The 26,795-nt window shown below is 60.9% G+C and carries 21 protein-coding genes and 1 pseudogene; 4 read left to right on the top strand and 18 right to left on the bottom strand.

The annotated features are described in order from the left end of the window. Positions 1 to 63 precede the first annotated feature (63 nt). The 9 genes from BA011_RS20830 to BA011_RS20870 all read right to left on the bottom strand — a co-directional run bounded on the left by BA011_RS20830 (position 64) and on the right by BA011_RS20870 (position 12,383). Positions 64 to 1,593 carry an ABC transporter substrate-binding protein gene (locus BA011_RS20830; RefSeq protein ID WP_186806472.1) on the bottom strand — a complete coding sequence of 510 codons (1,530 nt, stop codon included), beginning with the start codon at positions 1,591 to 1,593 and terminating at the stop codon, positions 64 to 66. Between the two features lie 151 nt (positions 1,594 to 1,744). Further along, on the bottom strand, positions 1,745 to 2,665 hold the full coding sequence (locus BA011_RS20835) for a LysR substrate-binding domain-containing protein (RefSeq protein WP_065281833.1): 921 nt from the start codon (positions 2,663 to 2,665) through the stop codon (positions 1,745 to 1,747). A 115-nt stretch (positions 2,666 to 2,780) separates the two neighbouring features. Then, positions 2,781 to 3,776 (bottom strand): P1 family peptidase, encoded by a 996-nt coding sequence (locus BA011_RS20840; RefSeq protein WP_065281834.1) that lies wholly within the window; start codon positions 3,774 to 3,776, stop codon positions 2,781 to 2,783. Between the two features lie 232 nt (positions 3,777 to 4,008). Continuing rightward, positions 4,009 to 4,203 carry a hypothetical protein gene (locus BA011_RS20845; RefSeq protein ID WP_003544544.1) on the bottom strand — a complete coding sequence of 65 codons (195 nt, stop codon included), beginning with the start codon at positions 4,201 to 4,203 and terminating at the stop codon, positions 4,009 to 4,011. A gap of 521 nt (positions 4,204 to 4,724) precedes the next feature. Continuing rightward, on the bottom strand, positions 4,725 to 7,646 hold the full coding sequence (locus BA011_RS20850) for an aminotransferase (protein WP_065281835.1): 2,922 nt from the start codon (positions 7,644 to 7,646) through the stop codon (positions 4,725 to 4,727). A gap of 113 nt (positions 7,647 to 7,759) precedes the next feature. Next, positions 7,760 to 8,644, bottom strand: coding sequence for a formyltetrahydrofolate deformylase (gene purU / locus BA011_RS20855; RefSeq protein ID WP_065281836.1), 885 nt, complete (start codon positions 8,642 to 8,644; stop codon positions 7,760 to 7,762). Positions 8,645 to 8,860: 216 nt separating this feature from the next. Then, entirely contained in the window at positions 8,861 to 9,880 is a 1,020-nt protein-coding gene (locus BA011_RS20860; RefSeq protein ID WP_065281837.1) for an acyltransferase family protein, read from the bottom strand. A gap of 158 nt (positions 9,881 to 10,038) precedes the next feature. Continuing rightward, positions 10,039 to 11,331 carry a hypothetical protein gene (locus BA011_RS20865; RefSeq protein ID WP_065281838.1) on the bottom strand — a complete coding sequence of 431 codons (1,293 nt, stop codon included), beginning with the start codon at positions 11,329 to 11,331 and terminating at the stop codon, positions 10,039 to 10,041. 2 nt (positions 11,332 to 11,333) lie between these two features. After that, the gene (locus BA011_RS20870) at positions 11,334 to 12,383 is read right to left on the bottom strand and encodes a glycoside hydrolase family 5 protein (protein ID WP_065281839.1); all 1,050 of its coding nucleotides are present in this window, start codon (positions 12,381 to 12,383) and stop codon (positions 11,334 to 11,336) included. Positions 12,384 to 12,517: 134 nt separating this feature from the next. On the opposite strand from BA011_RS20870, the gene BA011_RS20875 reads away from it, so the two are divergent. Then, complete coding sequence (locus BA011_RS20875; protein WP_065281840.1) at positions 12,518 to 14,128, top strand: GumC family protein; 1,611 nt, start codon at positions 12,518 to 12,520, stop codon at positions 14,126 to 14,128. 160 nt (positions 14,129 to 14,288) lie between these two features. Then, positions 14,289 to 14,621 (top strand): hypothetical protein, encoded by a 333-nt coding sequence (locus tag BA011_RS20880; RefSeq protein ID WP_065281841.1) that lies wholly within the window; start codon positions 14,289 to 14,291, stop codon positions 14,619 to 14,621. A 6-nt stretch (positions 14,622 to 14,627) separates the two neighbouring features. Here BA011_RS20880 and BA011_RS20885 read toward each other — a convergent pair whose 3' ends face one another. The 8 genes and pseudogenes from BA011_RS20885 to rfbF all read right to left on the bottom strand — a co-directional run bounded on the left by BA011_RS20885 (position 14,628) and on the right by rfbF (position 21,942). Then, positions 14,628 to 15,302, bottom strand: a complete 675-nt coding sequence (locus tag BA011_RS20885; RefSeq protein ID WP_065281842.1) for a GNAT family N-acetyltransferase — start codon at positions 15,300 to 15,302, stop codon at positions 14,628 to 14,630. Between the two features lie 126 nt (positions 15,303 to 15,428). Then, positions 15,429 to 16,187 carry a cephalosporin hydroxylase family protein gene (locus BA011_RS20890; protein WP_065281843.1) on the bottom strand — a complete coding sequence of 253 codons (759 nt, stop codon included), beginning with the start codon at positions 16,185 to 16,187 and terminating at the stop codon, positions 15,429 to 15,431. 32 nt (positions 16,188 to 16,219) lie between these two features. Then, complete coding sequence (locus BA011_RS20895) at positions 16,220 to 17,368, bottom strand: DegT/DnrJ/EryC1/StrS family aminotransferase (RefSeq protein WP_065281844.1); 1,149 nt, start codon at positions 17,366 to 17,368, stop codon at positions 16,220 to 16,222. A gap of 76 nt (positions 17,369 to 17,444) precedes the next feature. Then, positions 17,445 to 18,346, bottom strand: a pseudogene (locus BA011_RS20900) (glycosyltransferase family 2 protein). Further along, positions 18,343 to 18,885, bottom strand: coding sequence for a dTDP-4-dehydrorhamnose 3,5-epimerase (gene rfbC / locus BA011_RS20905; protein WP_065281845.1), 543 nt, complete (start codon positions 18,883 to 18,885; stop codon positions 18,343 to 18,345). Before rfbC ends, BA011_RS20900 begins: the two are co-directional and overlap by 4 nt. Then, entirely contained in the window at positions 18,882 to 20,117 is a 1,236-nt protein-coding gene (locus BA011_RS20910; protein WP_065281846.1) for a class I SAM-dependent methyltransferase, read from the bottom strand. Before BA011_RS20910 ends, rfbC begins: the two co-directional genes overlap by 4 nt. Then, positions 20,114 to 21,178: a CDP-glucose 4,6-dehydratase gene (rfbG, locus tag BA011_RS20915; RefSeq protein ID WP_065281847.1), complete on the bottom strand. Its 1,065-nt coding sequence runs from the start codon at positions 21,176 to 21,178 to the stop codon at positions 20,114 to 20,116. The genes BA011_RS20910 and rfbG overlap by 4 nt, the downstream gene beginning before the upstream one ends. Next, positions 21,169 to 21,942, bottom strand: a complete 774-nt coding sequence (rfbF, locus tag BA011_RS20920) for a glucose-1-phosphate cytidylyltransferase (protein WP_065281848.1) — start codon at positions 21,940 to 21,942, stop codon at positions 21,169 to 21,171. The genes rfbG and rfbF overlap by 10 nt, the downstream gene beginning before the upstream one ends. A 702-nt stretch (positions 21,943 to 22,644) precedes the next feature. On the opposite strand from rfbF, the gene BA011_RS20930 reads away from it, so the two are divergent. After that, positions 22,645 to 23,979, top strand: a complete 1,335-nt coding sequence (locus tag BA011_RS20930) for an ISNCY family transposase (protein ID WP_065279157.1) — start codon at positions 22,645 to 22,647, stop codon at positions 23,977 to 23,979. A gap of 157 nt (positions 23,980 to 24,136) precedes the next feature. On the opposite strand, the gene BA011_RS20935 is transcribed toward BA011_RS20930, so the two are convergent. Next, positions 24,137 to 24,442 (bottom strand): poly(hydroxyalkanoate) granule-associated protein, encoded by a 306-nt coding sequence (locus BA011_RS20935; RefSeq protein WP_065281850.1) that lies wholly within the window; start codon positions 24,440 to 24,442, stop codon positions 24,137 to 24,139. A gap of 686 nt (positions 24,443 to 25,128) precedes the next feature. Between BA011_RS20935 and BA011_RS20940 the strand changes: the two genes are divergently transcribed. Beyond that, a complete protein-coding gene (locus BA011_RS20940; protein ID WP_065281851.1) occupies positions 25,129 to 26,652 on the top strand; it encodes an ISNCY family transposase in 1,524 nt (507 codons plus the stop codon). The last annotated feature ends 143 nt before the right edge of the window (positions 26,653 to 26,795 follow it).

Genomic DNA, 26,795 nt, shown 5'->3' on the forward strand with positions numbered 1-26,795 from the left:
CGGCTGTCCTGCTTCAGGCACCAAGGCCATCACCTTCATCGTACGCCGCCTAGCCTGCCACCTTCACTCATCCCAGGAAACGCCGGAGAGCACGTTGGAAGGGATCGGCTCGTTCTCCCACAGGCCCTTCAGCTTTTTGTCCCAGACGCCGAGTTTCGGCATGACGAAGAGGTAGAGCGCCGGAACGTCCTCGGCGAGGATCTTCTGCGCTTCGCCATAGATCGCATTCTGAGCGGCAGGATCGGCCGTCTCCTGGGCCTTCTTCATCAGCGCGTTGAAAGCGGGGTTCTTGTAATTGAAATAATAGGGATCGCGGGCATAGATGTCGATGTCGAGCGGTTCGGCATGGGCAACGATCGTCATGTCGAAGTTGCGGTCCTTCATGACGTCCTGGACCCACTTCGCCGGAAATTCCGTCGGCTCGATATTCATCGTCACGCCTATCTCGGCAAACATCGCCTGCATCACCTGCGCACTGCGCGGCGCATAGGCCATCTGCGGCGACTTGATCGTGAAGATGAAACCGTTGGGGTAGCCGGCTTCGGCAAGCAACGCCTTCGCCTTCTCGACATCGTAGGGCAGCACATTGGTCATGTCCTGATAGCCCGGATCGTTCGGCGTGTAGTGGCTGCCGATCGGCGTGCCGAGGCCGGACCATGCGCCGTCGATTACCGTCTTGCGGTCGATCGCCATCATCAGCGCCTGGCGGACGCGTTTGTCGTCGAATGGCTTCTTGGCAGTGTTCATGCCGGCAACGACCTTGAGTTCGGTATTGCCGATCCTGGTGACGAGCCTTGCATCGCCGTCGAAAGAACTCATCAGCTCGGGTGCGGCAAATTCCGGAAAGGCATCGAGATCGCCGGATTTCAGCGCAGCCGCCTGCGCCTGCGGATCGGCAATGAAGCGGAAGGTCACCTTGTCGAGCTTGGCGGCCGCACCCTTGTTCCAGTAATCGGCATTTCTGGCGAGTTCGACCTTGTCACCTTTTGCCCAGCTGGCGAATTTGAAGGGACCAGTGCCGATCGGCGTCGTCTTGTCGTCGGCAGCCGTCTTCGGTGCGACCATCACCGAGGCTGGCCAGCCGAGCCAGTAGATCAGGCTGCCGGTCGGTGCCGAAAGATGCAGCACCAGCGTTTCGGCATCGGGCGTATCGATCGAGGCGATCGAGGCGAAAAAGCGCTTCTGCGGATTGACCGAATCGGCGCCGCGGGCGCGGTCGAGCGAAAACTTGGCGCTCGCGGCATCGAAGACCTCGCCGTCATGAAATTTGACGCCGGTCTGCAGCTTGAACGTATAGGTCAGGCCATCGGGCGAGATTTCCCAGCTTTTTGCCAGCTGCGGCTGGATCTTGCCGGCCTGATCGATCGTCACCAGTCCCTCGAACACGTTTTGCCAGGTCACCTGGCCGATTGCGACCGGTGCAGCGATCGTCGGATCGAGACCGGTCGGCTCGACGCTCATGCCGAGATTGAGGGTGGTCTTCGCCGCTTCCGCCGGCGTCATCGCCATCATCACCAGGCTGGCCGAAAGCGCAGCACTGAGCGAAAGCCGCCGGGCGAAACGCGCTGAAGGCGCAAACGAAAGCTTGATCATCATGTTCCCTTGTCTGGCCGCGCGTCGATGACGAAAGACCTTTTGCGAGGAGAGTGACACTATGCCAGTGCACACACAATGACGATTTTGTGTGCTCAGTGTAGCCGAAAAAGCTACACCGTAAATCTACGGGCAATGCAAGCTCGAAGCGTCAGTCTTTCGCATCGGTCCGACGGTTCGTACGCTCGCGCATGAACCTCTCGATGAAGTCGAGCAGTTTCGTCGCGGCGAAGGACAGCTGTCGGTCCGGCGCGACGCAGAGATCGACATGGGTGCGAATGCCGGTTTTGCCGGCCAGCGGAATGGCAAGGAGCTGACCCGCCTCGATCTCGCGGCGGACGGTTAGCGCCGGTAGCAGCGTGACCGCAGCTCCGCTGAGCACGAGTTCCTTCAGCATTTCGAGCGAGCTGGTGACGAAGACGGGATCGAGGCTCAACCCCTCCTTCTCGAACAGCGCGTCGAAGGCCTGGCGAAAGCCGAAGGATTGATCCGGCAGCGCCAATGCGTAGTCGGCAAGCGTCCTCAGCGGGATCTCGGCATGCGCGGCGGCCGGATGCTGCGGCGTGGCGATGAGATCATAGGCGATCTCGGAGCGCAGCCGCACCTTGGTGCCGGACATCGGTGGCGCAAACAGCGTCACCGCAATATCCGCCTCGGCGCTGTTGACGGCATCGACCGCCTGCCGGGCGCTGGTGATCGTCACGGTAAAACGCAGTTTTGGATATTTCAGGCTGAATTCGGCAAGCGCCGGCGCCAGCAGATTGGCGACGGTCGCCCCATTGGCATAGATGCTGACGCGGCCGCGCTGCAGGCCCTTCAGGTCTTCGATCAGCTGCTGCACATGATCGAGCTCGCGCAGCGTCCGGCCGGCGCGGGCGGCAAGCAGTTCGCCGGCGGCCGTCAGCTTGACACCACGGGCGCTGCGTTCAACGAGCGGCGCGCCAAAATGATATTCGAGGTTCTCGATCTGCCGGCTGATCGCCGTCGGCGCGACGTTCAGATTTTCGGCCGCCTGGCGCATCGAATTGGTCCTGACCAGCTCGTCGAAATACATCAGCGCCCGGATCTGCATTCACGTCTCTCCGCCATTCGGCACGTTGTGGGTTCCGGTTCCGACCCTAATGCATGTCGCCCAAAAGTGCTCAGCGGTTTTGGGGCGACGACATCCACAAAAACAAAGATCTCAATCAACGGCCATTCGGGTAGCGGTCGCGCCATGCCTTTTGCGCGCCCTCGACCGGAAGGGCGGTCGCTGCGTAGACGCCACGGGCGATCGCCCGCGCCATGACGATGGTCGCAAGGTGGCACAACTCCATCAGGCTTGCCATGTCGTCTCTTCGATGCTGGGCCGTCGAAGCGGCAAAGACGGTATCGCCGTCGAGCGGCAGGTGCGCCGGCAGCAGTGCCCTGGCAAGGCCGTCATGGCCGGCAACCGATAGCCGGTGCGCCTCGGCCTTCGTCAGCTGCGCATCGGTCACGACAGCGCCGATCGTCGTTGCCGGCGTGTTCATTCCCTTGAGCCGCATCCTATGGTCGGCCACCGCAGGCATGCCGAGCCCGCCGAATTCCGCGTCTTTTTCAAAGGGTGCCGCCCAGAAATGCGGCCCGTCGCCGATCGTTGCCGAACCGAGCGCATTGACGGCGACGATCGCCGCGACACGATGCCCGGCGCTGCTGACGGCACTGGCCGAGCCGAGCCCGCCCTTGACGGTGGCCGTCGTCGCTCCCGTCCCGGCACCTGTCGTGCCGAGCGCGAATGTGCCCTTGGCCGCGGCCTGCAGTGCCGTATAACCCATGTCGCGATAGGGCGAGTGAAGGCCCCAATCCTTGTCGCCGCCGTTCAGCAGGTCCATCAGGATCGCCTGCGGCACGATCGGAATACGCACCGACCCGACGGCAAAGCCGCGGCCGAGCTCGCGCAGGCCCGCCTGCACGCCGCCGGCGGCATCCAGCCCGAAGGCCGAGCCGCCGGAGAGCACGAAGGCATCCACGGCATTGACGGTCATCGACGGATCGAGCAGGCCGGTGTCGCGCCCGCCGGGCGCACCGCCGAGCACCGTGCCGGATGCGACGGCCGGTTCGTCGAAGACGATGACCGTGACGCCGGAACCGAGCGCAAGGTCGGTTGCATGGCCGACGGAAACGCCTTCGATGTCGGTGATGAGGTTCAGAAGATCGGGCAAGGGCGGATCCTTATGCGGAAAGGCGGCCGGTAGGACTGTACTGCATAATTCCTTAAATCGGAATCGATTTAAGGATAAAATTATGCAGCAATTCAAAGTGTTACAACGTCCTTTGCGCGTCTGATAAAGACGCGCGGCGCTGTAATGCCCTCAAAAAACAAGACCGGCCCCATTTGGCGGGACCGGTCGGACATCGGGAAAAGCCGTGAATTCTAATGGCGGCCTCATGCTGTCAGGCATGAAGCGGCTTCGGATGACGGCGGGTCATCAGGTCATGGATTGCCAGCCGCACCTCGTCCGGCGAACCGAAACGCTGCTCGTCGAGGTCGTGGACATGAAATTTCACGGCGATGAACTTCAGCCGGTCTTCATCGGGAATGACGATCCCGACGGGAACGCCTGCATATTCGATAACTTGCTTCTTCATAAATAGAACTCCTGCCGCGCGACATGCGCAGCCATGGCGAATTGACTTGTCTGATACCGTTGAAAGGAGGACGAACGTCACATTCGACAGTTCGGGCGGGAGAGGGCGCCCGGACGGTCATTGCCAAGCACAGATCGCCCAAGGAGATCGGCGAGAATATCGATGTCTATCATGCTCGTTCCTTGTGTTGGCGTTGCACTTGAGTGGTCCCGGTAGAGCCCGGGGCCGGTGAAGGCTGCCTTCGATAATCCACTAACTTGGTAGAGATTACCCGATAGCCTGTCAGAAACATATTCCTAAACGTGTCAAAATATCGACGATCCGAAAAAATTCATTCCGTCGCAGCCCGAACTTGCAGAAAGAAACATATCAGCTCTTCGTTAAATTCGCATGACAGAATCGAAGTTCAATCGATCACCGCGGCAGAGATAGGAAGTCCTGCTGATTCCGGCAATGGCCCGCTTCATTAAAAATCGACATGCCTCGAAATGACCGAATTGGTTAATGCCGGAAGCCCTGTGTCACCAACCTTCTTTGAGCACCTTCTCCAGCATGTCCGCGAAAAAATCGGCGCTGTCGATGCTGAGGCAGAGCGGTGGTTTGATCTTCAGCACATTTTGGTGATCGCCGGTCGGCTGCATGATGACGCCGAGTTCGAGAAGCCGGTCGCAGATTGCAGCCGTCTCTTCCGTCGCCGGCTCCAGCGTCGTTCTGTCGCGGACGAATTCGAGACCGAGATAGAGGCCCATGCCGTGCACGGCGCCTGCAATCGGATGGCGGTCGATCAGCGCGGCAAGCCGCGCCTTCAGATGATCGCCGACCGTCCGGGCATTTTCCTGCAGCTTTTCCTCGACCATGATGTCGAGCACCGTCATGCCGGCGACGCAACTGACCGGGCTGCCGCCGGTGGAGGAAAAGAAATAACCTTCCTTCTCCAGCGATTGCGCGATCTCCCGCGTGGTGATGACGGCGCCGAGCGGATGGCCGTTGCCCATGCCCTTGGCGATAGTGATGATATCGGGCACGACCCCTTGCTGCTCGAAGCCCCAGAAATAATGTCCGAGCCTGGAATAACCGACCTGCACCTCATCGGCGATGCAAAGGCCGCCGCGGGCGCGCACTTGCGCATAGATTTCCCTGAGATAACCGTCCGGCAGCGGAATGCCGCCGGCATTGCCGTAGACCGATTCGCAGATGAAGCCGGCAAGGCCGTTGCCGCCGGCGTCGATCGCCTCCAGCACCGGCGTTACTGCGCTGAGATAGTTTGCCGCCGTATCGGGACCACGGAATGCGCCGCGATAGGTATTCGGTGAAACGACGGCATGCACCCAGTCCGGCCGGGTGGTCGGTGCCTGCGGATTGTCGGCGATCGAGGTGGAGACGGCATCGCTCGCCGCCGACCAGCCATGATAGGCTTCGAGCAGGCAGAGCATGTTGCGCGCTCCGCTATGGGCTTGCGCGAGCCGAAGCGCCAGATCGTTCGCCTCCGAGCCGCTGTTGACCAGGAAGACCGCGTCGAGCCCATTCGGCGACAGGGCGGCGAGGCGTTCGGAAAATTCCGTGATCGCGGCATAGTGGAAGCGCGAATTCGTGTTGAGCCGCAGCCATTGCGCGCCGATCGCCGCCGCGAGCTTGGGATGGCCATGGCCGAGAATGGTGACGTTGTTGACCATGTCGAGATAGGCGCGGCCCTCGACATCGAACAAATGCTCCTTCCAGCCGCGCTCGATCTGCGGCGGCGCCGCATAATAATTCTTCTGCGGCCTTGCGAGATGCGCCCGCCGCCTGGCGAAGAGTTCGGCGGTTTCAGGTTGCGGCGCATCCGCTTGCGGGCTGAGAAGCAGCGAAGGCGAAGGGCAGAGCACCGACCAGGCCGCCGCCGCGCGCGGTGAGGCAAAGAGCGGCGGTTCGAGACCTGCGACGCTGCAAAGCTGGACGCGCAGCCCGCCTAGCGACGACGCCTCTCCGAAAACCGTGCCGAGCGAATCGCCGGCGGCAATCTCGGCTCCGTCCTCGACCGAGAGGTCGAGCCCATCGAGATGCAGGGTCATGTTGTCGCCGGCGATTGTCAGATGCTGGTCCTTCCAGCCGATGCGGCCGGCAAAGGGCGCGGCAATCGCGCTGCCTGCGGCAAGGCATATGTCGATATGCAGGGCGCAGGTCGCCTGTCCCTTCGCAGTTGCCGCGCGGGAAAGCCGATATTCGCCGTAGCGCGTCGCTGCCGTACCGTTTTCGGTTGCCATGCGGGCAAGCAGCCGCCAGTCCATGTCGGTATTCAGCCAGTTGCCGGCGGAAAAATGCGGGCTCCGCACCCCAAGATCGACATAGGCGATCCCGGCGGGATCGATGTCGGGCAGCAACGGCAGCCATCCCGATGTTTCCGGCGCGGCGACATCGGCGCCGGCTGCCTTGAGGATCGCCGCTTCCATGAGATCGAAGGGAACCGACATCGCCGTATCGAAGATCGCCCGCTCGCGGTCGAGATTGTCGCGGACATAGTCATTGTCGGGATCGACCGAAATCTGCTGTTCGCCGCTGGCGACGAGAATGACCGCGCGTGCGACGATCAGTGGCCAGAGCGCCTTCAGTTCCTCGTCGCTCAGCGGATAGATCGCCTGATAGGCGGTGACGGCGGGCAGGATATGAAAAGGGTCGCCATCGGCCTGATGCAGCAGCGAAGCGCAGGTGACGGCGAGGTCGCCGACCAGCCAGCCGCGGATGATGTCGCCGAAATCGATCACCCCGTCGGGGACGATATGGCCACGGGCGTCACGGTGGCCGACGACATTGTCGCCGGTGACGTCGTGATGCACGGCCTGCAGCCGAAGCGACGGCGCCAACGGCTGGATGCGGCGAACGGCCATCACCATGGTTTTGGCAATCCGGTCGCGCGCGGCGCTGTCGGTGATGGCCGAAAGCAGCTGCACCGCAACGGGACCTGCCCGTCTGAGGTCCCATTGCAGGCTGCGGTCGAGACCGGGATGGTTAAAATCGGCAAGCGCCTGCGCCAGCCTGGCGCAGAGCGCGCCCAGCGCCGCAACGGAAGCCGGCGCCAGATAGGTCAGCTCCGTCAGCCCATGGCCTTCCAGATATTCCAGCAGCCGGGCCTGATAGCCCTGCCCACGCACGGTAAGGACGACGATCTCCCGCCCGTCATTGGTGGCGATCACCTTCGGAACGCGCGGCGCATCTTGCTTACTTTTGAGATGATGGATCGCCGCATTCTGTGCTTCGAGCTCGCGGGTCTCGTAGGCTGCATGGCAGATCTTCAGGACGTAGCGGCCACGATCGCTATCGACGCGATAGTTCCGATCCTGCTGGCTGCCGAGTTCGACAAGCGTGCCGGAGAGGCTGTAATGAGCAAGGAGGATCTCTTCCGCGTCGCTGGCGGTCACGTCGGGGCGCGGCAGCGCCATGCGATCAACAAGCGCCTTGTCGGTCATGACACCCCTCCCGCAGCATGATTCGATTACCTATTGAACGAGATAATCAAGTACTTGCCGCTGGCAGGCAACGGGGATTGTCGTTTGCCAGCAAAAGAGATGCAGGGCTGCGCTCAGCCCATGCGTTCGGAGGCGTAACCACCGGGGCTGGCCGGGAAGACCACGGTGCGGTTGCCGTTCAGAAAGGTGCGGTGATGGATATGGGCGTGGATGGCCCGCGCCAGCACCTGGCTTTCGACATCGCGGCCGATCGAGACGTAGTCGTCGGGCGACTGCGCATGGGTGATGCGCGCCGTGTCCTGCTCGATGATCGGACCTTCGTCGAGATCGGCAGTGACGTAATGCGCCGTCGCCCCGATCAGCTTCACGCCGCGTTGATAGGCTTGTTTGTAAGGATTGGCGCCCTTGAAGCTCGGCAGGAAGGAATGGTGGATGTTGATGATCTTCCCGGACATCTTCTGGCACATCGCATCCGAAAGCACCTGCATGTAACGGGCCAGCACGATCAGCTCGGTGCCGGTCTGCTCGACGATCTCCATGATCTGGCCTTCGGCCTGCAGCTTGTTCTCCTTCGTCACCTTGATGTGGTGAAAGGGGATGTCGTGGTTGACCACGACCTTCTGGTAGTCGAAATGGTTGGAGACGACGCCGACGATATCGATCGGCAGCGCGCCGATCTTCCAGCGGTAAAGCAGGTCGTTGAGACAATGGCCGAAGCGCGACACCATCAAGAGGACCTTCATGCGGGCATTGCCGTCATGGATCTCGGCATCCATGGCGAACCGCTTGCAGATCGGCTCGAAACCTTCCTTGAGTTCGGCAAGCGGCACACCTTCCTCGGAGATGAAGCTGACGCGCGTGAAGAACCTGCCGGTATCGAGATCGTCGAACTGCGAACTATCGACGATGTTGCAGCCCTTGTCGGCCAGATAGCTCGAAATCGCCGCCACGATGCCGCGCGTCGACTTGCAGGATACCGTCAATACGTAACTTGTCATGTCTTTCCCTCTTCCCTCTCCAAGGCCGCCGCTGTGCTTAGATCAAAGCCCGGACCGCGAATAGGCCGGCGCACTTTCATTCATGCGACAAATTGCAAGATAAACCATCACGTTTGTGCAAGTTCTCTCATTGCTCAGTCTGAAGCTTAGGAGAAGTTGCGCGAAAAACTGTACCGTCAGCGCCGCTTGGATGCGTATTCTCGCCTTCGACGCGCTTTAGGCAGGCGGCCGGCTCGCCACCGCGACCTGCCGGCGGCGCGGCGAGGTGATCTCATGGATGATCGCACCGCCGATCGACGAGAGCACCAGCGAGAGGATCACGAAGAGCACCGGCTGTTGCAGGATGCCGATCGGCAGGCGGTCGGCGGCGACCCTGAGAAAAGCCAGCGTGAAGGCGTGGGTGATGTAGATGCTGTAGGAGCAGTCGCCGAGATAGTTCAGCCATCCGATCACCGGCAGCCTGGAGAAGTCGATGGAGATCGCGCCGTAGACGATGAAGATCGCCGGGATTCCCCAGGCATAGAACCGGCTTTCCGGCGGCATCAGCGCCTCGTTGATGAAGAGAAACGCAAAGCCGATGGCAAGCGCCGCCCAAGCCCAGCGGTTCGGCAGCAGGACCTTCTGCCCGTAGAGCCAGCCGAGCACCACACCGGCGAGGAATTCCAGCATGATTGGTTCGCGGTAGAACCGGGTCACAGTCGTTTCCGGCAGCAGCCGGCAAGCGATCAGGATGACGGCAAAGACGGCAAACATCGCCGGGATGCGCCGTACTTCCTGTAGCGGCAATAGCAGCGCAAAGACGAAGTAGAAGAACATTTCGTAATTCAGCGTCCAGCCGGGGACGACCACCGGCGCGATCGTGCTGGGATCGGCAGGATTGGCCCATGGCAGGAAGAACAGCGAGGCGATGAGATGCGGCAGGTCGAATACCGTCGATTTCAGCAATGATGGAGCGACCAGCGCCACAGTCGCCGAAAACAGCGTCGCCAGCCAGTAGAGCGGCACGATTCTCTTGATGCGCCGGCGGGCGAAATCGATCGGGCTCATCGCGCGTCCGCTCGTCGTCAGCCACATCACGAAGCCGCTCAAGACGAAGAAGATGTCAACGCCGGTTTCGCCATAGACGAAGGCGGTGGCGTCGACTGCCGGATTGACCTTGGCAAGCTGCAATACCGCGTGGAAATAGACGACCATCAGCGCCGCGATGGCGCGCAGATATTGAAGCTGGACAAGCATCGAGCGTCTTGCTCCCAGAGCATGATGCCGAAAAGTGTGGGCGGTTTTCGGACGACATCATGCTCTATTTCTTTGATTCAGAACAGGATTCAGATTTTAGGCCGATCCGGCCTAAAATCATCCTGTTCTAGGGCTCGCACGGACAGGCGCCGCTGCGGTCAACTCAGTACATCTGCCGGACGATCCTGCCGGATGCGCGGGCTGTCGTGGAAACGCATATATCCGACGACGAACCAGAGGAGACCGGCAATCTTCATCGAGAAAACCGCGGTGCCCCCGATCATCATATTCAGAAAAATGAAAAGAGAAAGTGAATGGGCGCAGCGCCGCTGTGCTGCCGTGCGCCCGGCGGGAAAGAGGCAGACGAACAGCCACAATGCGATGACGCCGAAGATCGTCGCCGCGTAGATCAGGTAGACATAGCCGCTGTCGGCGAATTCGGCGACCCGGTCGACCGAAAGCCCAAGGACGGCGAGCGGATCGAGCTCCATGATCTTCTTCATCGTCAGGTTGATGCGGCCGGTGAAATTGTCGCCGGTCGCGTTGGGTTTCAGGACGTAGACGAGGAAGCCCGCGGCGACGATCAGCGGCATCAGCGCCAGATTGAAATTCTTCGGGATCTTCGGAAAGACGAAATAGCCGATGATGCAGGCAAAGCAGAAGATCAGCATCGTACGCGTGTCGTTCGTCACCAGGATCAGCACGGCCGTGCCGATCATCAGCAGCCGGTCCCAGCGGCCGAGCCTCTCCCACATCGAAATCAGGTAGACCGCGATGACGCCGCAGAAATTGGCGAGCGACACCTGTTCGAGGAAGATCGACGAGGAACGATGGTCGATGATGCCGAAGGAGAAGCGCTCGGGAAAGCCGAGTGCGTTCTGGAAGAGGCCCGTCGTGTTGTAGCTCAGCGGCAGCAGCCCGCGCGTATTGGCGAAGTAATCGGACGGATGGACGATGCTGACGTAGAAGGGCACGCTGACGATCTCGAAGATCAGGAAGATCATGACGGCAAGGCTTGCCCAGCGAAAGGCGAGCTTCATCGTTTTCTCGTTGCTCCAGCCCCCGAGCCCGGTAAAGCAGAAGATGATCAGCACGTTGCGGAAGTGATCGATGAACAGCAGGCGGTTGAGTACGCTGACATAGATGGTCACGATCAGCGTGAACAGCAGGAACAGGAAGGCCGGAAGGTCGGTCTCGTAGATCCCCTTGTGCAGGATGTAGATGATGGCGCTCGCCATGATCAGGCCTTCGCTGGCGGCGACATGCGTCATCGAGAGCGGCACGATATTATGGTTGATGAAGGCGAGAATGCCGTTGTAGAGCACGGAGAGCAGGCCGAGCCAGAGCACCGTATGATCGGTGCGCGATGCCTCGCGGACGGCATCGAGCCGGTTGCCGGCGACGGTGCCGGCTACAGTGAATGTTGCTGCCCTCTGATCGACGACCGCCACGCTCATTTCCCCGCGGGCTTGACGGCGGAGCAAGTGCCGGCACCGGCTTTTGCCACCTCGGCAAGAAGCCGCATCTGCGGCCGCTCGGGACCCTTGCGCGGCTGGACGTTGAACGGCTCGTTCGCCGGCCACCAATCGCCGGCCGCCCAATAGGACCAGCCGAGCCAGACGTCGCTATTATCAGACATGGTGGCATAGATTTCGGTCAGCCCGCTCATGCAGTCCTTGTCGGCGGAGGCGCCGAATTCGCCGAGAAAGCCGCGCTTGTGGTTCTGCTTCAGCCAGGCGGTAACGCCGTTGATCGCCGCGACCGCGGCGCCGGCACCTTCGCAGGTCGGATGGGTTCCGGAGGAGTCGGCGTCGAGATACTGGTGGACCTCATAGGCGTAGAAGTCGAGCGGGTCTCGCACGCCGAGCATCACCGTGCCGTTGGCGCCGCCGATCACGTCCTTTTCCCAGCTGCCCGCACCGCTCCATGCCGTGCCTGGCACCAGGATGAGGTTGCGCGCGCCGACGGCGCGGATGCTGCGGATCGCGGCATTGGCCGCATCCAGCCAGTCCGTCGCCTTGATGTCGTGCGGTTCGTTCATCAGGCCGAAGAGAACGCCGTCGTGATTGGCGAATTCGACGGCGAGCCTTGCCCAGAAATCCCCGAAGGCGGCATCCGTCGCCGGCGCCGTGCCGACCTGGGTCTTGTCGTAATAGCCGAAATTATGCGGGTCGAGCAGAACCGCCATGCCGTGCTTGCGGATCAGGCCGATCGTATCTTTGATCCGCTTGAGCTCATCCTCGTCGAGCCGCCCGCCAAGTGCGGGCTGCAGCCGTTCCCAGCGGAAGGGCAGCCGGATGATCGTCATGCCTTTTTCGGCGAAATAGCTGATCGTGTCTTCGCTCGGATAGGTGTAGTTGGTGCCGTAGATGCCGCCGCGCTCGCCATATTCGCCGCCGGACAAATTGACGCCGCGGTAGCAGGCGGCCTCAGCCGCAAGGGCCGGCGACGGGATCAGAGCGGCTGCAAGCAGCAGCGCTGTCAGATGTCGTGTCGTCTTCATGGCCATCCTCGCTATCGCGGCAAATCGCAACATCGCGCCGCTCCGGTTATTTTAACGGTCCGTTAGCTAAGAATTTCTAAAGTCTCAGCACCTCGGCTTCAGTCTTTCACGCTGGGCAGGACACGAGTGCGCGTATGAACCAGTATGACAGGAACAGGGTAAGCCGGCTCCCTGGCTGGCGCAGTTTTGAGCCATCTCAGACTGCGCCGGAAGGCGTACGCATGCGCAGCCCGGTCATCCGCCCGGATGATTTCGCCCGGCCTTCACCCGAACCCGCTTCGCCCCCCTTCGTGCCGCCGGCAAGTATTGCGGAAACCCGCCAATATGAGCGCCCGGCGCCTCCTCCTCCTCCGAGACAGCCTGTCGTGGACGCGCCGCCGAATGCAGAGCCCGCGCCTGCCGCACCGCTTCTCGACCTCCGCTCGAGTATCGCCGCGATCTGGAGCCGGCGGCTGATCGTGTTTGGGCTGGCGCTTCTCGGAGCCCTCGCCGGCGGGGCGGTGGCGCCGCTCATCGCCCAGAAATTCACGGCCGTAAGCAGCCTCTATTTCGATCCGCGCCAGATCGGCCTTGCGGATGCGGGCGCGCAATCGTCGGGTCCCTCGCCGGAAATGATCTCGGCGCTGATCGATAGCCAGGTGCAGATCCTCACCTCGGGCAATGTGCTGCGCCGCGTCGCCGAAGCCATGAAGCTTGACCAGGACCCCGAATTCACCGGCGGCCGGACGGATGGCGCCGCCGTGATCGGCACTCTGCAGAAGGCGCTGGTCATCACCCGTGAGGCCAGCACCTATGTCGTCTCGCTTGCCGCCACGACCAACGATCCCGAAAAATCCGCAAGGCTTGCCAACCAGGTCGTCACCTCCTTCACCGAGGAAGAGAACAGCGCCTCGAACGGCATTTACGAAAACACCTCCTCGACGCTCGACGGACGCCTCAACGACCTGCGCCAGAACGTGCTGGAGGCCGAGCAGGCTGTCGAAACCTTCCGCGCCGACAACGACATGGCCGCGACCGAGGGCAATCTGATTTCCGATCAGCGGCTCGTTTCGCTGAACACGATGCTAGTGACGGCGCAGGAAAAGACCATCCAGGCGAAGGCGCGCGCCGATGCTGTCGCCAATCTCCGCGTCGAGGACATCGTCGCCGGCAACCAGGCAGAGGGCGGCGTCACCTCGCCGCTCGTCAGCCTGCGTCAGCAATATGCCACCCAGGCCGCCGCCGTCGGCAGCCTCGAAAGCCAGATGGGCACGCGTCATCCGCGCCTGCAGGCGGCCCGCTCGTCGCTGCAGAGCATATCAGTCGAAATCAGGGGCGAATTGCAGCGTCTCGCCACCTCGGCAAGGGGCGAATACGAGCAGGCCAAGGCCGCCGAGGACAGCATCGCCAAGGAGCTTGCCGTGCAGAAGGCGCTGCACGCGAGTTCGTCGGACAAGCAGGTGGAATTGAACGAATTGCAGCGCAAGGCGACCGCGGCGCGCAATATTTACGAGACGGTGCTGAAGCGCTCCAGCCAGACGAGTGAGGAACAGAACCTCAACCAGAGTAACATTCGCGTCATCTCGCCGGCCGAGCCGCCGGTCAAGGCCGACGGTCCCGGAAAGACGATTCTATTGGTCGCCGGCGTCATCGGCGGTTTTCTCGCCGGTTTCGTCGTCGGCGCGGGCTTTGCGATCCTCGCCGGCCTCTTCGGCCATCCCGTCATCAGAAGTTATTTCAGGAAGTCGCCCGCTGCGGCCGCTTGATGACGGTCGTCGGTTTTCCTACATCGGGGAAGCGGCCTATAGAGCAATTCCAGGAAAAGTGCGAAGCGGTTTTCCGTCCGGAATTGTGTAAAACAAAAAGTTAGAGCGGTTCTGCGTTTCCGTGAAAAGCTGAACCGCTCTAGCCGGCAGGAGAGTTCCCATGCGGCTAATGATGATGCTTGTGATATCGCTCGCTGCCGTGCCTGGCCTCGCCCCGGCGTCCGCCCTTGCCGTCGACTGGACGAAATCCGTCGATTCGCGCGTTCAACCCCTCTATCCCTACAAGGGTCTTCCCGGCGTCAAGGCGCAGCCGGACAAGAAGGAAGAGGAATCCTACAATTGCCGCACCGAAACCGTCCAGGTCCGCCGCCGTTACGACGAGATCTTCCGCTCGGGCGGCATGCCGACGCTGATGTATGTTTGCGAACGCGACGGCTTCGTTACCACGGGTGGCAAAGTTCCGCTCCGCGGCCACTATCAGCCGGTGCGGTGAGGAGCTTCAGGCAGTCAGCAAAGCAGCTGGATGCGCCTGCCGGAAACGCTCGATAGGGAGCTCCATCCTCAGATAGTCGAAGCCGGCATTTGCTTCCGATCGATCGACGATCGAATATTTGACCATGCCTTCTTCCTCCGCGCGCCGCAGCGGCAGGCTTTCGGCCGCTGCAAAGCCCAGCCGCTTGTAAAGGCCGATCGCTTTTTCATTGTGGGAGAACACGTGCAGTTCGGCCGTTTCGACCCCAAGTCCGGAAAACATCCACTCCAGCAATACAATGCCGCATTGAAACATCAGGTTACGAGTATCGCTCGCCCTGCCGCGGATGACGTTGTCGAATTCGGCCGAGCCGGGCTGAATGTTGCAGATGCCGAAATTACCGAACCGGTTTCCGCCGGGATCGCAAATGACGAATAGGATTCGGTCGGCGGCGGGCAGCGAGATGGTTTCGAGCCAGCGCCGCGTGCGTTCCTCCGTCGCGTTAAACTGGCTGAGGAAAAACGGCATCGACTGGTTGCGCCACGTCGTCAGATCGTCGATCAGGCCGGGCTCGTCGAGCATCGACCTGTCGATGCATTGCAGGTCGCCCACATGCCTGCCGTTATCGTCCCTGATCGGAAGTCGGAGCCGCCTGGCCGGATCCGCATTGTCCTTGAGGCTGACGATATCGACCTGCGCCATGAACGACTATCCCTAGAGCATGTCGCGCAAAAGTGTGCAGCGGTTTTGCGATAACGACATACGTAAAAACAAGGACCTAAAGCGCGAGGAGCGAATCTGAAAGATCGCGACGCGCTTTAGGTCCGCTCACGCCTTTCGGCAGACGCAGTAGCCGCCCGGCGAGGAAGACAGCACGAGCTTGCCGTTCAGAACCGGATCGACCTCAAAGCGGTCGGTTTCCGCCAGATAATCGGTGACTGCCTTCAGCGGCTCGTTGCCGCGCAGCCAGACCTTGGAGCGCTTTGTGAAGGCCTGTTCCTCGGTCAGGTGGCCGATGAGCGTGTCGGCGACGACGAGGTAGCAGCCTTCCGTCACCAGCGGACCGTAGGCGCGGCATTCCGCCAGAACATGCTCGTAGGAATGGTCGCTGTCGAGCACCACCATCACGCGGGCGCCTGGCGGGATCTCGGCTTTCACGGCGGCGAGCACGTCGTCGTCGACGGAACCGCCCTGAATCATCTTGATCCTGTTCGACATCGGATGGGATTCGATCGACTCGCGATTATGGGCTCGGATGTCGATGTCGACGCCGACGACCTTGGCCTTGTCGTTGCCCATGGCGGCGAGGATCGACGCCATGAAGATCAGCGAGCCGCCGCGCGCAATGCCGGTTTCGATGATGACATCGGGCTTGGTCGCCCAGATGACTTCCTGGGTCGCCAGGATATCGACCGGAAGCTGGATGATCGGCACGCCCATCCATGACCAGAGATAGAAATAGTCGAACTTGTCGAGCCCGATCAGCGTGTTTAGCGATTGTTGGAAACTTGCCTCGTCCTTGCCGAGTGCAAGTGACATCTCCCGCTTGTGGGCTTCGAATTCGAGACGATCGTCCTTCGTGGTCATGACTGTTCTTTGTCCTTCGCTGTAGGGCTGTCTTAGACCGACTGCCGCAATGCCGTGCTGTTATGATAGATCCGCCCGGCCGCCATATCGAGCAGCGTTGCCGCTACCCGGTCGATATCGGCTTCGCTCATGTCGTGATAGCTCGGCAGGTTGATCGCGCGGCCCGGAATGCTCCAGGCGTTCACGTTCTCGTGCCGATCTTTGAACATGGAGAGGCTGGAGAGGGGATAGAAGAAGACGCGCGCGTCAATATTGGCGGTCTCGAAGGTTTGCTGCATCATCTCGCGGGTAATGCCCGTCGACGGATGAAAGACCGCGGTTGGCATCCAAGCGCCGTTGATCGTGCCGGTGTATTCCGGGTTCATCGTGATGCCCGGCAGGGCTGAAAGCCGGATCATGTAGGAGGCCAGAATTTCGCGCTTGCGGTTGACGAGTTCGTCGATGCGCTCGAGTTGGGCGCATCCGATGGCCGCCTGGATGTTGGACATCTTGTATTTGAAGCCGATCGCATCCGGCCAGAACTGCTTCGTCTGTCCGCGAGCCCGGCCGTGATTGCTGAGCGTCAACACCTTTTCGTAAAGCGCGGCGTCATTGGTGACGAACATGCCGCCTTCGCCTGTCGTCAGCGTCTTGGTGCCGTGGAAGGAGAAGGTGCCGAATGCGCCCATCGAGCCGGCGCGGCGGCCGTGCCAGACGGAGCCGACCGCTTCAGCCGCATCTTCGATCACCGGAATGCCCGTCCTCTTGCCGATTTCCAGCAGCGCGTCCATGTCGCAGAGGTTGCCGTAGAGATGCGTGGCGATAATGGCCTTGGTCTTCGGCGTGATATGGCGCTCGACCTCCTCGGGATCAATGCACCACGTGTCGGCAAGCACGTCGACAAAAACGGGTCTTGCGCCGAGGTGGACGATCGGCGAGACGGTGGCGACCCAGTTCGTATCGGCGAGGATCACTTCATCGCCGGCGCCGACGCCGAGCGCTGCAAGCCCCATGTGCATGGCGCCGGTGCAGCTCGAGGTCGCGATCGCAAAGCCGCTGCCGAGATAGGATTTGAAGTCACGTTCGAAACGGTTGAGATAATCGTAGCAGCGCGCGCCCCAGCCGGTGGCGGCGGCATCGGCCGCATAATCCGTTTCGAGCTGGGTGATCGAAGGCTTGGTGTAGAAGATCCTGTTTGTCATGCCGCTAATTTCTGTTGAATTGAAATCAAGACGCAGGCGCCCGCCACGACGCTAGTTTTTGAAGCTGGCGCGAGGCTCACATGATGATGTGCCGGGCGACATCGTGCTGGTGGAACACGAGATTGGGCAGGTAGCCGAGTGCTACGAAATACTCCCGGTCGCTATCGGCACTGATGAAGACGGCGGTGCTTTCCAGCGGACTGTCGCTGAGTTTCACCGTCACCTTCACCTTTTCGTTGAGGCCGAGTTCGCGTATCAGGCCTTCGAGCGCGGTAATTTCCGGGAAACCGCCGAGCAGCAGCGTATCGATGCCGATTGCCGAATTCACTTCGCTCACCAGCGTCTGGATGGCGACCATCAGGGGCAGCCTTTCACGGAAACTGCGAATTTCCGGGTGGTCGAGCATCCCGCCCCACATGATGCGGGTATAGAGTTCATAGGCCTTGATGAAGTTCTTGCGCTCCGCCCAGAAGCGGAAGGCGACCGCCATGCGATTGAGCGTGAAGGCCTTGCACATCTCGTCATATTTGAGACGCGTCTCGGGCGTGAGTGGCAGCGCCCCCCGCGCCTGACGCCCGTATAGAGAAAATACTCAAGCCCGCCGCGATAGCGGTCCCAGCTCGTCATGACGTCGTTGGTGCCTTCTTGCGGGCGGTCGCGGGCGATCGCCGAATTGACGATCAGGATGTCATCGTCGGCGAGATAGATGAGGTATTCGCCCTTGCCGAGGCGCAGAGCGCTCGTGACGTTTGCCGCGGCGCCAGCATTGGTTTCACGCTTGTAGTAGCGGATCGGCAGCCCGCGGGCGATGAATTCCTCGACCACCTGCTGCGTGCCGTCCGTGGAGGCATTGTCGCAGATGACGATTTCGAAGGGAAAGTCGAACTTGTAATCGTTCTCGCAGTAGGTCAGCGCGTTTCTGAGATAGGCTTCGCGGTTATAGGTCGGGATGCAGATGCTGAGTTTGATACCGCTCAAAGGCTTGTCTCCTGGCCGTAGCTGTCAAGCGCGGCGTCGCGCTCGCTGATGATGCTCGGCGTGAACGGCCAGGCGATGGAAAAGGCGGGATCGTCCCAGCGAACGCCGCGGGCAAGCTCTGGCACGTAGGTTTCCGACATCTGGTAGAAGAGTTCGCAATCATCCTCGAGCGTCAGGAAGCCGTGTGCGCATCCGGCAGGTATGTAGAAGGCGTTGTGACTGATAGCATCGAGCTCGACGGAGGCCCATTTGAGATAGCTCGGCGAATCCGGCCTCAGATCGAGCGCCACGTCGAAGACCCTGCCGCGCGTGGCGCGCACCAGCTTGATCTCCGGCCGCGGTTGGGCTTGGTAGTGCATGCCGCGCAGCGTCCCGCGCTTGTGGTTCTGCGAGACATTGCACTGCGGGTAGACGGGCACGAGACCTTGCGCCGCAAAGGTCTGCGCGTCGAAGGTTCGTGCGAACATTCCCCGGTCGTCGGAGCGTGCGTCGACTTCCACGACAAAGGCACCCGAAACCGCGGTCGGAAGGAATTTCATCCGAGCACCGTCAGTTCCGGCACGGCAACGGCGAAGCGTCCACCCCAGGCGCCGATCCTGCTGTTGGCCGCAACGACCTCGTTCTTGATATTCCAGGGCAGGATGAGCACGTAATCCGGCTGAGTCTCGTCCATCTTCTCCGGCGCGTAGATCGGCAGCTTGCTGCCCGGCAGGAAATGCCCCTGCTTGTGCGGATTGCGGTCGACGACATATTCGATGAGATCCGTGCCGACGCCGCAGAAATTCAGCAGCGTGTTGCCCTTGGCGGCAGCGCCATAGGCGGCGACCTTCTTGCCGCTGCGTTTGGCTTGTTCGAGGAAGGCGAGCAGCCCATCCTTGATCGGCGCCACGCGGCTCTGGAAAGCCTCATAGGTCTCGACCCTGTCGAAGCCGGCGGCGGCCTCCTCAGTGCGCACCTTGGCAAGGCCATGGCCGATTGCGTGAATCATGGACGTTGCGCGGCAGGCAAGCACGCGGAGACTCCCGCCATGGGTCAGCAATTCTTCCACGTCGAAGACCTCGAGGCCGTGCGCCGCGAACACCTTTTCGACGGCGAGCAACGACAGATAGTAGAAATGCTCGTGGTAGACGGTGTCGAACTGGATATTTTCCATCAGCCGCAGCAGATGCGGGAATTCGACGCTGACGACGCCGTCCGGCTTCAGCACGGCCGAAAGCCCGCCGACGAAATCGTTGATGTCAGGCACGTGCGCCAGCACGTTGTTGCCGATGACAATGTCGGCGGCAAGGCCGCGGGAGACGAGATCGGCAGCGGTTTCCTTGCCGAAGAAGCGCGCTTCCGTGGGAACGCCGATCTGCCGCGCCACTTCCGCGACGTTCTCGGCCGGCTCGATGCCGAGTACCGGCACGCCGGCTTCGACGAAATGCTTCAGCAGATAACCGTCATTGCTCGCCACTTCGATGACCTGTGATGTGGCGTCGAGGCCGAAGCGCTTGCGCGCCATGATGGTAAACTGGCGGGCATGCTCCACCCAGCCGTCGCTGTAGGAGGAGAAATAGGCATAGTGGCTGAAGATATCCTCCGGCGGGACAAAGGCATCGGCCTGCACCAGCCAGCATTCCGAGCAGACGAAGGCGCGCAGCGGATAGGAGGGCTCCGGCTGCCCGAGCTGCTCTTCCGTCAGATAGGCATTGGCGAGCGGCGTCGAGCCCAGATCGACGAAACGATGCTTCAGCGGAGCGTTGCAGAACCGGCAATTATGCGCTGTCATGATACTGTTTCCTCATAAGCCGCGATCTGCCCGAGCGAGAAGTCGCGCATGTCGACTCCCTCGCGATTGGCCTTGTACCATGCGGCTGTCCAGTCGATTGTTTGCTGCAGGCTGAGGCGCGGACGCCAGCCGATCGTGTCGAGCGCCAGAGCGGAGCTCAGCGTCAGCGCCGGCGCTTCGGGCAGATGTTCGCCCGGCGCAAGCCGCCACACGTCTTCGACGCGATGAGCGCGTCCGAGCGCTTCCGCAAGTTCGGAGACCGTCGCGAAGCTCTGCGGATCGGGACCGAAATTGAGTGCTTCGGGCAGCTCCTGCTCGCCGGGAAGTGTCAAGGCCTCGGCGAAGGCGAGATAGCCGCCGAGCGGCTCCAGCACATGCTGCCAGGGGCGGATCGCTTCGGGATAGCGCAGCAGGATCGGCTGGCTGCTTTCGAAGGCGCGGATGAAGTCCGGAATCAACCGGTCTTTCGACCAGTCGCCGCCGCCAATGACATTGCCGGCACGTACCGTCGCAAGCCTGATATCGCGCCCCTTGAAGAAGCTGTCGCGGTAGCTCTGGACGACGAGTTCGGTGCAGGCCTTGGAGTTGGAGTAGGGGTCCTTGCCGCCCAGCATATCCGTCTCGACGAAGGGAACGCCGCTGCCGTTGTTGGCATAGACCTTGTCGGAGGTGACGACGAGAGCCGTCTTGACCGAGGGCGTTTCCCGCACCGCGTCAAGCACGTTTGCCGTTCCCATCACATTGGTCGCGAAGGTTTCGGTCGGATTTTCGTAGGAGCGCCGCACCAGCGCCTGCGCTGCCATGTGGATGACGATTTCAGGCTCGAAATCGATGAAATGCTGCTTGAACGTCGCTGCTTCGCGGATGTCGGCGATGTGGTGTCCCTGTCCGTTCCAGGGCGCAAGCCGCCCATAGAGCGAGGGATTGGTCTCGGGTTCGAGCGAGACCGCCGCCACTTCCGCACCGAGCTTTTCCAGCCACAACGACAGCCAGGATCCCTTGAACCCAGTGTGTCCCGTCAGGAACACGCGCCTGCCATTCCAGAAGTCTGTCAGGCCCATAGCTTCCACGGTGCCTTTCCGGAATTCCAGAGTTCTTCCAGATGGGTGCGCTCGCGCAACGTATCCATGGGTTGCCAGAAGCCGTCATGCTTGAAGGCGGCAAGCTGGTTGTTGGCGGCAAGCCACTCCAGTGGCCCGGCTTCCCAGATCGTGTCGTCGCTTGGGATGAGATCGACCACCGAAGGGTCGAGCACGAAGAAGCCGCCATTGATACGCTGGCCGTCGCCTCTCGGTTTCTCCACGAAGGAGGTGATGAACTGGCCTTCGATATTCGTGGCGCCGTAACGTCCGGGCGGGGTTACCGCGCACATCGTCGCCTTCAGGCCGTGATCGCGATGGAAGGCGACTTCGGCAGCAATGTCGATGTCGCCGACACCGTCGCCATAGGTCATGCAGAAGGGTTCGCCTGGTGTCAGATGGTCGCGAATGCGCCCGAGGCGGCCGCCGGTCATCGAATACATGCCGGTATCGACCACAGTCACGCGCCAGTTCGGTCGTTTGCCGCCGTGATAATTGATGCTGTTGGAGGCGAGGTCGACGGTGATGTCGTTGTGGTGCAGAACAAGGTTTACGAAATATTCCTTGATCATATAGCCCTTGTAGCCGGCGCAGATGATGAAATCATTGAGCCCGTGATGAGCATAGATGCTCATGATGTGCCAGAGGATCGGCATGCCGCCGATTTCGACCAGAGGCTTGGGTCGGATACTGGTCTCCTCGGCAAGACGAGAGCCAAGGCCACCGGCGAGAATTACGACTTTCATCCCAAGCGAACTCCAGAGTGTCTAGTCAGGTTTTCCGACCACCCTCAGAGCCGCCCGGCTCTTTACAGGCGGAACGGTCGTATGTTCATCCTTGCCCCGGTATCCGATTTCGTTCTTGTGCGAGGCTTGCGGGGGCTATCGGAACGGGCAGCCGCGCGTCTCGCAGGCCGTGCGTTGAGCAATGGAACAGGCTCGCCGTTCGGGAATCACGTTGGCCGAAGGCACGTCCTTCCAGTTTTACGAGGAGCGCCAAGCGGGCGCAATTGATCCGACCAGACGCGGCCGATCCTGACAGGAAAGCGTCAGATAGCCGGCCGATTGCCCCGGGCAAAGGCCCGGCGCGTCGGCCCGAAGAAAAAAATCCCACTTCGGAATCCCGAAATTCCCCCGCTTCGGGATCCCGAAATTCGCCGCCTTTCGCGGGCTGTCGCCGCCGAGAAACATCCAATGATTTCAGGCCCCCAACCAATTTCGGGATTCCGAAGTGCTATATAGATTATGGTGGGAGTTCTCTACGCGCCGCCATACCTTGGCCGGGTCGTTGCGTCTAAGCCTCTAGACTAGTGCCCGTCCACAAACGGTAAACCACTGAAATTATTGGAGGAATAGCGATATTGCGACGGGCAAAGCCCGGCGGTTTCAGGTATACTTTAGATCAAGCCATTGATTCTAAAGACAAACCCGCAACCGCCGGAGCCGACAATGCGCCAAGAACGCACCGTCCAAGCCAATATATTCGATCTTTTCGCCGAACACGAGATCGGCCGCGAGCTGAAAGCCATGTCGCAATGGCTGGATGAGCATCGTGATCTGCTCGGGCTGGTAGCGCAGGACCTGCGCCGCCACGGCGTCAAGGAGACCGGCCGCGAGGGCCTGCCGGCGGAGGCCGTGCTGCGTTGCGCCCTGCTCAAACAACACCGTCAGTTGAGTTATGAGGAGTTGGCCTTTCATCTGGAAGATTCCGCCTCGTTCCGGGCCTTTGCCCGGCTGCCGTGGGGGTGGAACCCGAAGAAGTCGGTCTTGCACAAGACGATCAGCGCGATCCGGGCCGGGACCTTTGAAGCGATCAATCGCGTGCTGTTGACGAGCGCCCGGCAGGACAAGGTGGAACGCGGCAAGGTCGTGCGCATCGACAGCACCGTCACTTCGGCGCTGATGCACGAACCGAGCGACAGTAGTCTTTTGTGGGACTGCGTGCGGGTGATGGTGCGGCTGTTGCAGCAGGCGGCTTCCTTGGGCAGCGCCATCTCATGGCACGATCACTGCCGCGCGGCGAAGAAGCGATCCCGGGCGATCCAATTTACCCGCGGTCGTCCGAAACGAGTTCAGCACTATCGCGCGCTGCTCAGGATCACGCGCACCACCTTGAGCTATCTCGAACAGGCGGCGGCGCAACTGCCCTTGGCGGCGGGCCCGGCGGTCGAACTCTGGCAGGCCCAACTCCGCCACTATAAGCCGCTGATCGAACGGATCATCGCCCAGACCGAGCGGCGGGTCCTGGCCGGCGAGGCGGTGCCGGCTGGCGACAAGCTGGTCAGTTTGTTCGAGCCGCATGCCGACATCATCGTCAAAGGCAGCCGCGACGTCGAGTATGGCCATAAGATCAATTTGACCACCGGCACAAGCGGGCTGATCCTCGACCTCGTCGTCGAAACCGGCAACCCGGCCGACAGCGAGCGCTTGCTGCCGATGCTGGAACGCCACATCGGCATCTGGGGCGAGGCGCCGCGTCAGGCGGCGGCCGACGGCGGCTATGCCAGCCGCGATAATTTGAGCCGAGCCAAAGCCTGGGGCATCTGCGACATGGCCTTCCACAAGAAGTGCGGCCTCAGGATCGAAGACATGGTCAAGAGCCGCTGGGTCTATCGCAAGCTGCGCAACTTCCGCGCCGGCATCGAGGCCGGCATCTCCTGCCTCAAACGCGCCTACGGCTTGGGGCGCTGCACCTGGCGTGGGCTCGACCACTTCAAGGCTTATGTCTGGTCCTCGGTGGTCGCATACAATCTCGCCCTCTTCGCCCGCCTCAGGCCGACCTGACATCCCATGTCGCCAGCCAAAACCGGACCGGCGTGACGCCGGCAGTTGCCAATGCGCGCATGTCCACCAGAAATCCTGGCCGCCGCAATTAGCACCCATGAGCCACACCGCATGGCTTCAAAGCGGCCACCAAGCGGAACCCAAGTGCGCTGCAAGCTCAAGAAAACCAGCGTTTATGGACGGAAACTAGACTAAGCTGGAGGGAAGTGTCGTCTGCCTCGACGACCTTGGACTTACGTTTTGTTGCCGCACGGCGTGCTGGCTTGGTGGTTTTCGGTTGAGTGTCGGAGCCGAGCTCGGCTGCCCCGGAGCTGGGCAGCAGCAGGCCGGCCGCAGGCGCCGCGGCGGCTACCTCAATGACCGGCTTCGGGGGCGACATTTCATTGGCAGGCTTGGCAGCTGACACCTCGCGGGCCTTTATAGGCTCGGGTTTGTTGGCTGCGGACGGGGCGTATCGGATCATCAGCAAGACTCCATTATGTTCGCTTTATGTTCACATTTAGGAGTGAGGAAGTCAATGCAGGTCAGCTATCAAGAGCGACGGAAACAAGCGTCTGGAAATGAGGATTTCGGAGAGTTCTTGCGAGCTATTGAGCGAACAAGCCTTTGAGCGCATCGTAGTTGGCCTTTGTTGCAAGGCACCTGCGCAACTTTAGTTGAAAAGGCGTTAACTCCTTGATCTTGGTAGCGATCAAGAATGGAATGGTGCCCAGAAGAGGACGGGTCTCATTTGCGATAGTGAGATTGATTTTATTGTGTTTTTCACAACTTTGTCCTTGTTTTGTGTGACAGTCTTGTGTAGCACAAAGTGGCGCTTCTGAACAAGCGCGTAACGCAATCTCTTAGGGCGAGGTGTGAAGTGCATAAGATCGTGGGGCAGTGTGAAATTGAGGTACGGCGGCGCGTGATATACGTGAAAGTGTTCGGGTTTGAGTTCTGCTGGACTAAAGGCATCGGCTTGGCAGTAGGCAACAAAGCTGTGTGGGGAGCGTTCTGAACCAGCCTAACGCCTACCTACTGCGCGGCCCTCGGTTCACTATAGCGCGACGATCAGGATGAGACGCCGCATTGCCTCGCCTGAACTGCTCCCTGAGAATGGGTTATTGCCTCATCTAAATTGCTCCCGACGAATCAACCTCGGGAGCTTTGATGAGGAAGGTAAGCATGGCGACACGTGTGGAATTGGTGGCGGCGATCAGTTGTCGCTATGTGTTAGGCGGGCGGGCCGAGAAGGCGAGGATGTTGGACGAGTTCGTGGCGCTCACGGGCTTTCATCGCAAGCATGCGATGCGACTGCTGCGAGGAGAACGCGAACCGGCGAAGGGTGGTCCTCGGCCAGGGCGCCGGGTTTACGGCGATGACGTGCGGGCGGCGCTCGTCGTTGTTTGGGAGGCGTCGGATCGAATTTGCGGCAAGCGACTACACCCCCTGTTGCCAACACTGATCGAAGCGATGGAACGTCATGGACATGGCGATATGAATAGCGAGACGCGCCGGCGACTCTTGGCGATGAGCCCAGCGACGATTGATCGGGTCCTCAAGGAGATTAAAGCGAGCGCCACAGGTCCGCGGCGCCGGAAAGGATCAACAGCGATTCGGCGTAGTGTTCCCGTTCGAACCTTCTCGGATTGGGATGACCCCGCACCCGGCTTTGTCGAGGCTGATCTCGTTTTTCATTCCGGCCCGTACGCGAGGGGTGCCTTCTCGCAAACGCTGGTGTTGACCGATATAGCCACGGGCTGGACGGAATGCGCGCCGCTGCTGGTTCGCGAGCAAACGGTACTGATCACTGCGTTGGCCGAACTGCGCAAGTTGCTGCCGTTCCCGCTGCTGGGCTTCGACACCGACAACGACAGTGTGTTCATGAACGAGAGTGTTCATGAGTATTGCTTGCGCGATAATATCGAACTTACCCGTTGCCGCCCTTACCGAAAGAATGATCAGGCATTTGTCGAGCAGAAGAATGGCGCGATCGTGCGCAAGATCGTTGGATACCGACGCTTCGAGGGGCTGCGAGCCACCCGGGAGCTGGCCAAGCTTTATTCCTCAATGCGGTTGTTCGTGAATTTCTTTCAGCCATCATTCAAGCTGAAAGAAAAGCACCGTGACGGAGCCAAGGTGATCAAGCGCTATCATCGTCCCGCCACGCCTTATCAGCGGCTGCTTGACGACGCACGCACGCCGGAGGATACATGCCTTCGGCTCAAGGCGATGTACCTGACGCTCGATCCGGTTCGGCTGCTCCGCGACATACGGCTGGCACAAGAGAGATTGGTCGAAATTGCTGACAAGCCTGATGGTCCGCCTGCCACCGACGGCGAGGCATTACCGCTCGAAGACTTTCTGTCTGGCTTACGGATTGCTTGGCGTGGTGGTGAAGTGAAACCGACTGCCCGCTCCAAGCCAGCGGCCAAGCGAGAGCGGCGGAGGCCCGATCCTCTACTCGCCGTCACTGCCGAACTCGAGGATTGGTTCGAGGCGGAGCCTTGGCGAACTTCGCGAGAGTTGCTTGAACGCTTGCAGGTCAAATACCCCGGCGTGTATCCCGACGGCCTCATTCGGACCGTGCAGCGTCGAATGAAGATCTGGCGCAGTACACAGGCCAATGCGCTGGTGTTCGGGCCATTCGCCGATGCCGCGCGGCAGACGCAAAACGTAGAGGTCGTGCAGTGAGGCTCTTACCGCCAGGTTGGCCTTCGACAACCCGCGGAAAACATGATGAACGCCCGCGAAGCCGCCCGCTCGCTACAGCGCTATTGAGGGCGCGCTCGCGAGCGGCTTCGCTACCTCCGTCACCTTGCACCAGGTGCGGGGAC

It is taken from the genome of Rhizobium leguminosarum (assembly GCF_001679785.1).
Taxonomy (GTDB): domain Bacteria; phylum Pseudomonadota; class Alphaproteobacteria; order Rhizobiales; family Rhizobiaceae; genus Rhizobium; species Rhizobium leguminosarum_R.

Excerpts from the sequence above, each read along its gene's own strand:
- BA011_RS20830 (WP_186806472.1), bottom strand. The coding sequence starts at position 1,593 with ATGATCAAGCTTTCGTTTGCGCCTTCAGCGCGTTTCGCCCGGCGGCTT.
- BA011_RS20835 (WP_065281833.1), bottom strand. The coding sequence starts at position 2,665 with ATGCAGATCCGGGCGCTGATGTATTTCGACGAGCTGGTCAGGACCAAT.
- BA011_RS20845 (WP_003544544.1), bottom strand. The coding sequence starts at position 4,203 with ATGAAGAAGCAAGTTATCGAATATGCAGGCGTTCCCGTCGGGATCGTC.
- BA011_RS20850 (WP_065281835.1), bottom strand. The coding sequence starts at position 7,646 with ATGACCGACAAGGCGCTTGTTGATCGCATGGCGCTGCCGCGCCCCGAC.
- purU (WP_065281836.1), bottom strand. The coding sequence starts at position 8,644 with ATGACAAGTTACGTATTGACGGTATCCTGCAAGTCGACGCGCGGCATC.
- BA011_RS20860 (WP_065281837.1), bottom strand. The coding sequence starts at position 9,880 with ATGCTTGTCCAGCTTCAATATCTGCGCGCCATCGCGGCGCTGATGGTC.
- BA011_RS20870 (WP_065281839.1), bottom strand. The coding sequence starts at position 12,383 with ATGAAGACGACACGACATCTGACAGCGCTGCTGCTTGCAGCCGCTCTG.
- BA011_RS20875 (WP_065281840.1), top strand. The coding sequence starts at position 12,518 with ATGAACCAGTATGACAGGAACAGGGTAAGCCGGCTCCCTGGCTGGCGC.
- BA011_RS20880 (WP_065281841.1), top strand. The coding sequence starts at position 14,289 with ATGCGGCTAATGATGATGCTTGTGATATCGCTCGCTGCCGTGCCTGGC.
- BA011_RS20885 (WP_065281842.1), bottom strand. The coding sequence starts at position 15,302 with ATGGCGCAGGTCGATATCGTCAGCCTCAAGGACAATGCGGATCCGGCC.
- BA011_RS20890 (WP_065281843.1), bottom strand. The coding sequence starts at position 16,187 with ATGACCACGAAGGACGATCGTCTCGAATTCGAAGCCCACAAGCGGGAG.
- BA011_RS20895 (WP_065281844.1), bottom strand. The coding sequence starts at position 17,368 with ATGACAAACAGGATCTTCTACACCAAGCCTTCGATCACCCAGCTCGAA.
- rfbC (WP_065281845.1), bottom strand. The coding sequence starts at position 18,885 with ATGAAATTCCTTCCGACCGCGGTTTCGGGTGCCTTTGTCGTGGAAGTC.
- BA011_RS20910 (WP_065281846.1), bottom strand. The coding sequence starts at position 20,117 with ATGACAGCGCATAATTGCCGGTTCTGCAACGCTCCGCTGAAGCATCGT.
- rfbG (WP_065281847.1), bottom strand. The coding sequence starts at position 21,178 with ATGGGCCTGACAGACTTCTGGAATGGCAGGCGCGTGTTCCTGACGGGA.
- rfbF (WP_065281848.1), bottom strand. The coding sequence starts at position 21,942 with ATGAAAGTCGTAATTCTCGCCGGTGGCCTTGGCTCTCGTCTTGCCGAG.
- BA011_RS20930 (WP_065279157.1), top strand. The coding sequence starts at position 22,645 with ATGCGCCAAGAACGCACCGTCCAAGCCAATATATTCGATCTTTTCGCC.
- BA011_RS20935 (WP_065281850.1), bottom strand. The coding sequence starts at position 24,442 with ATGATCCGATACGCCCCGTCCGCAGCCAACAAACCCGAGCCTATAAAG.
- BA011_RS20940 (WP_065281851.1), top strand. The coding sequence starts at position 25,129 with ATGAGGAAGGTAAGCATGGCGACACGTGTGGAATTGGTGGCGGCGATC.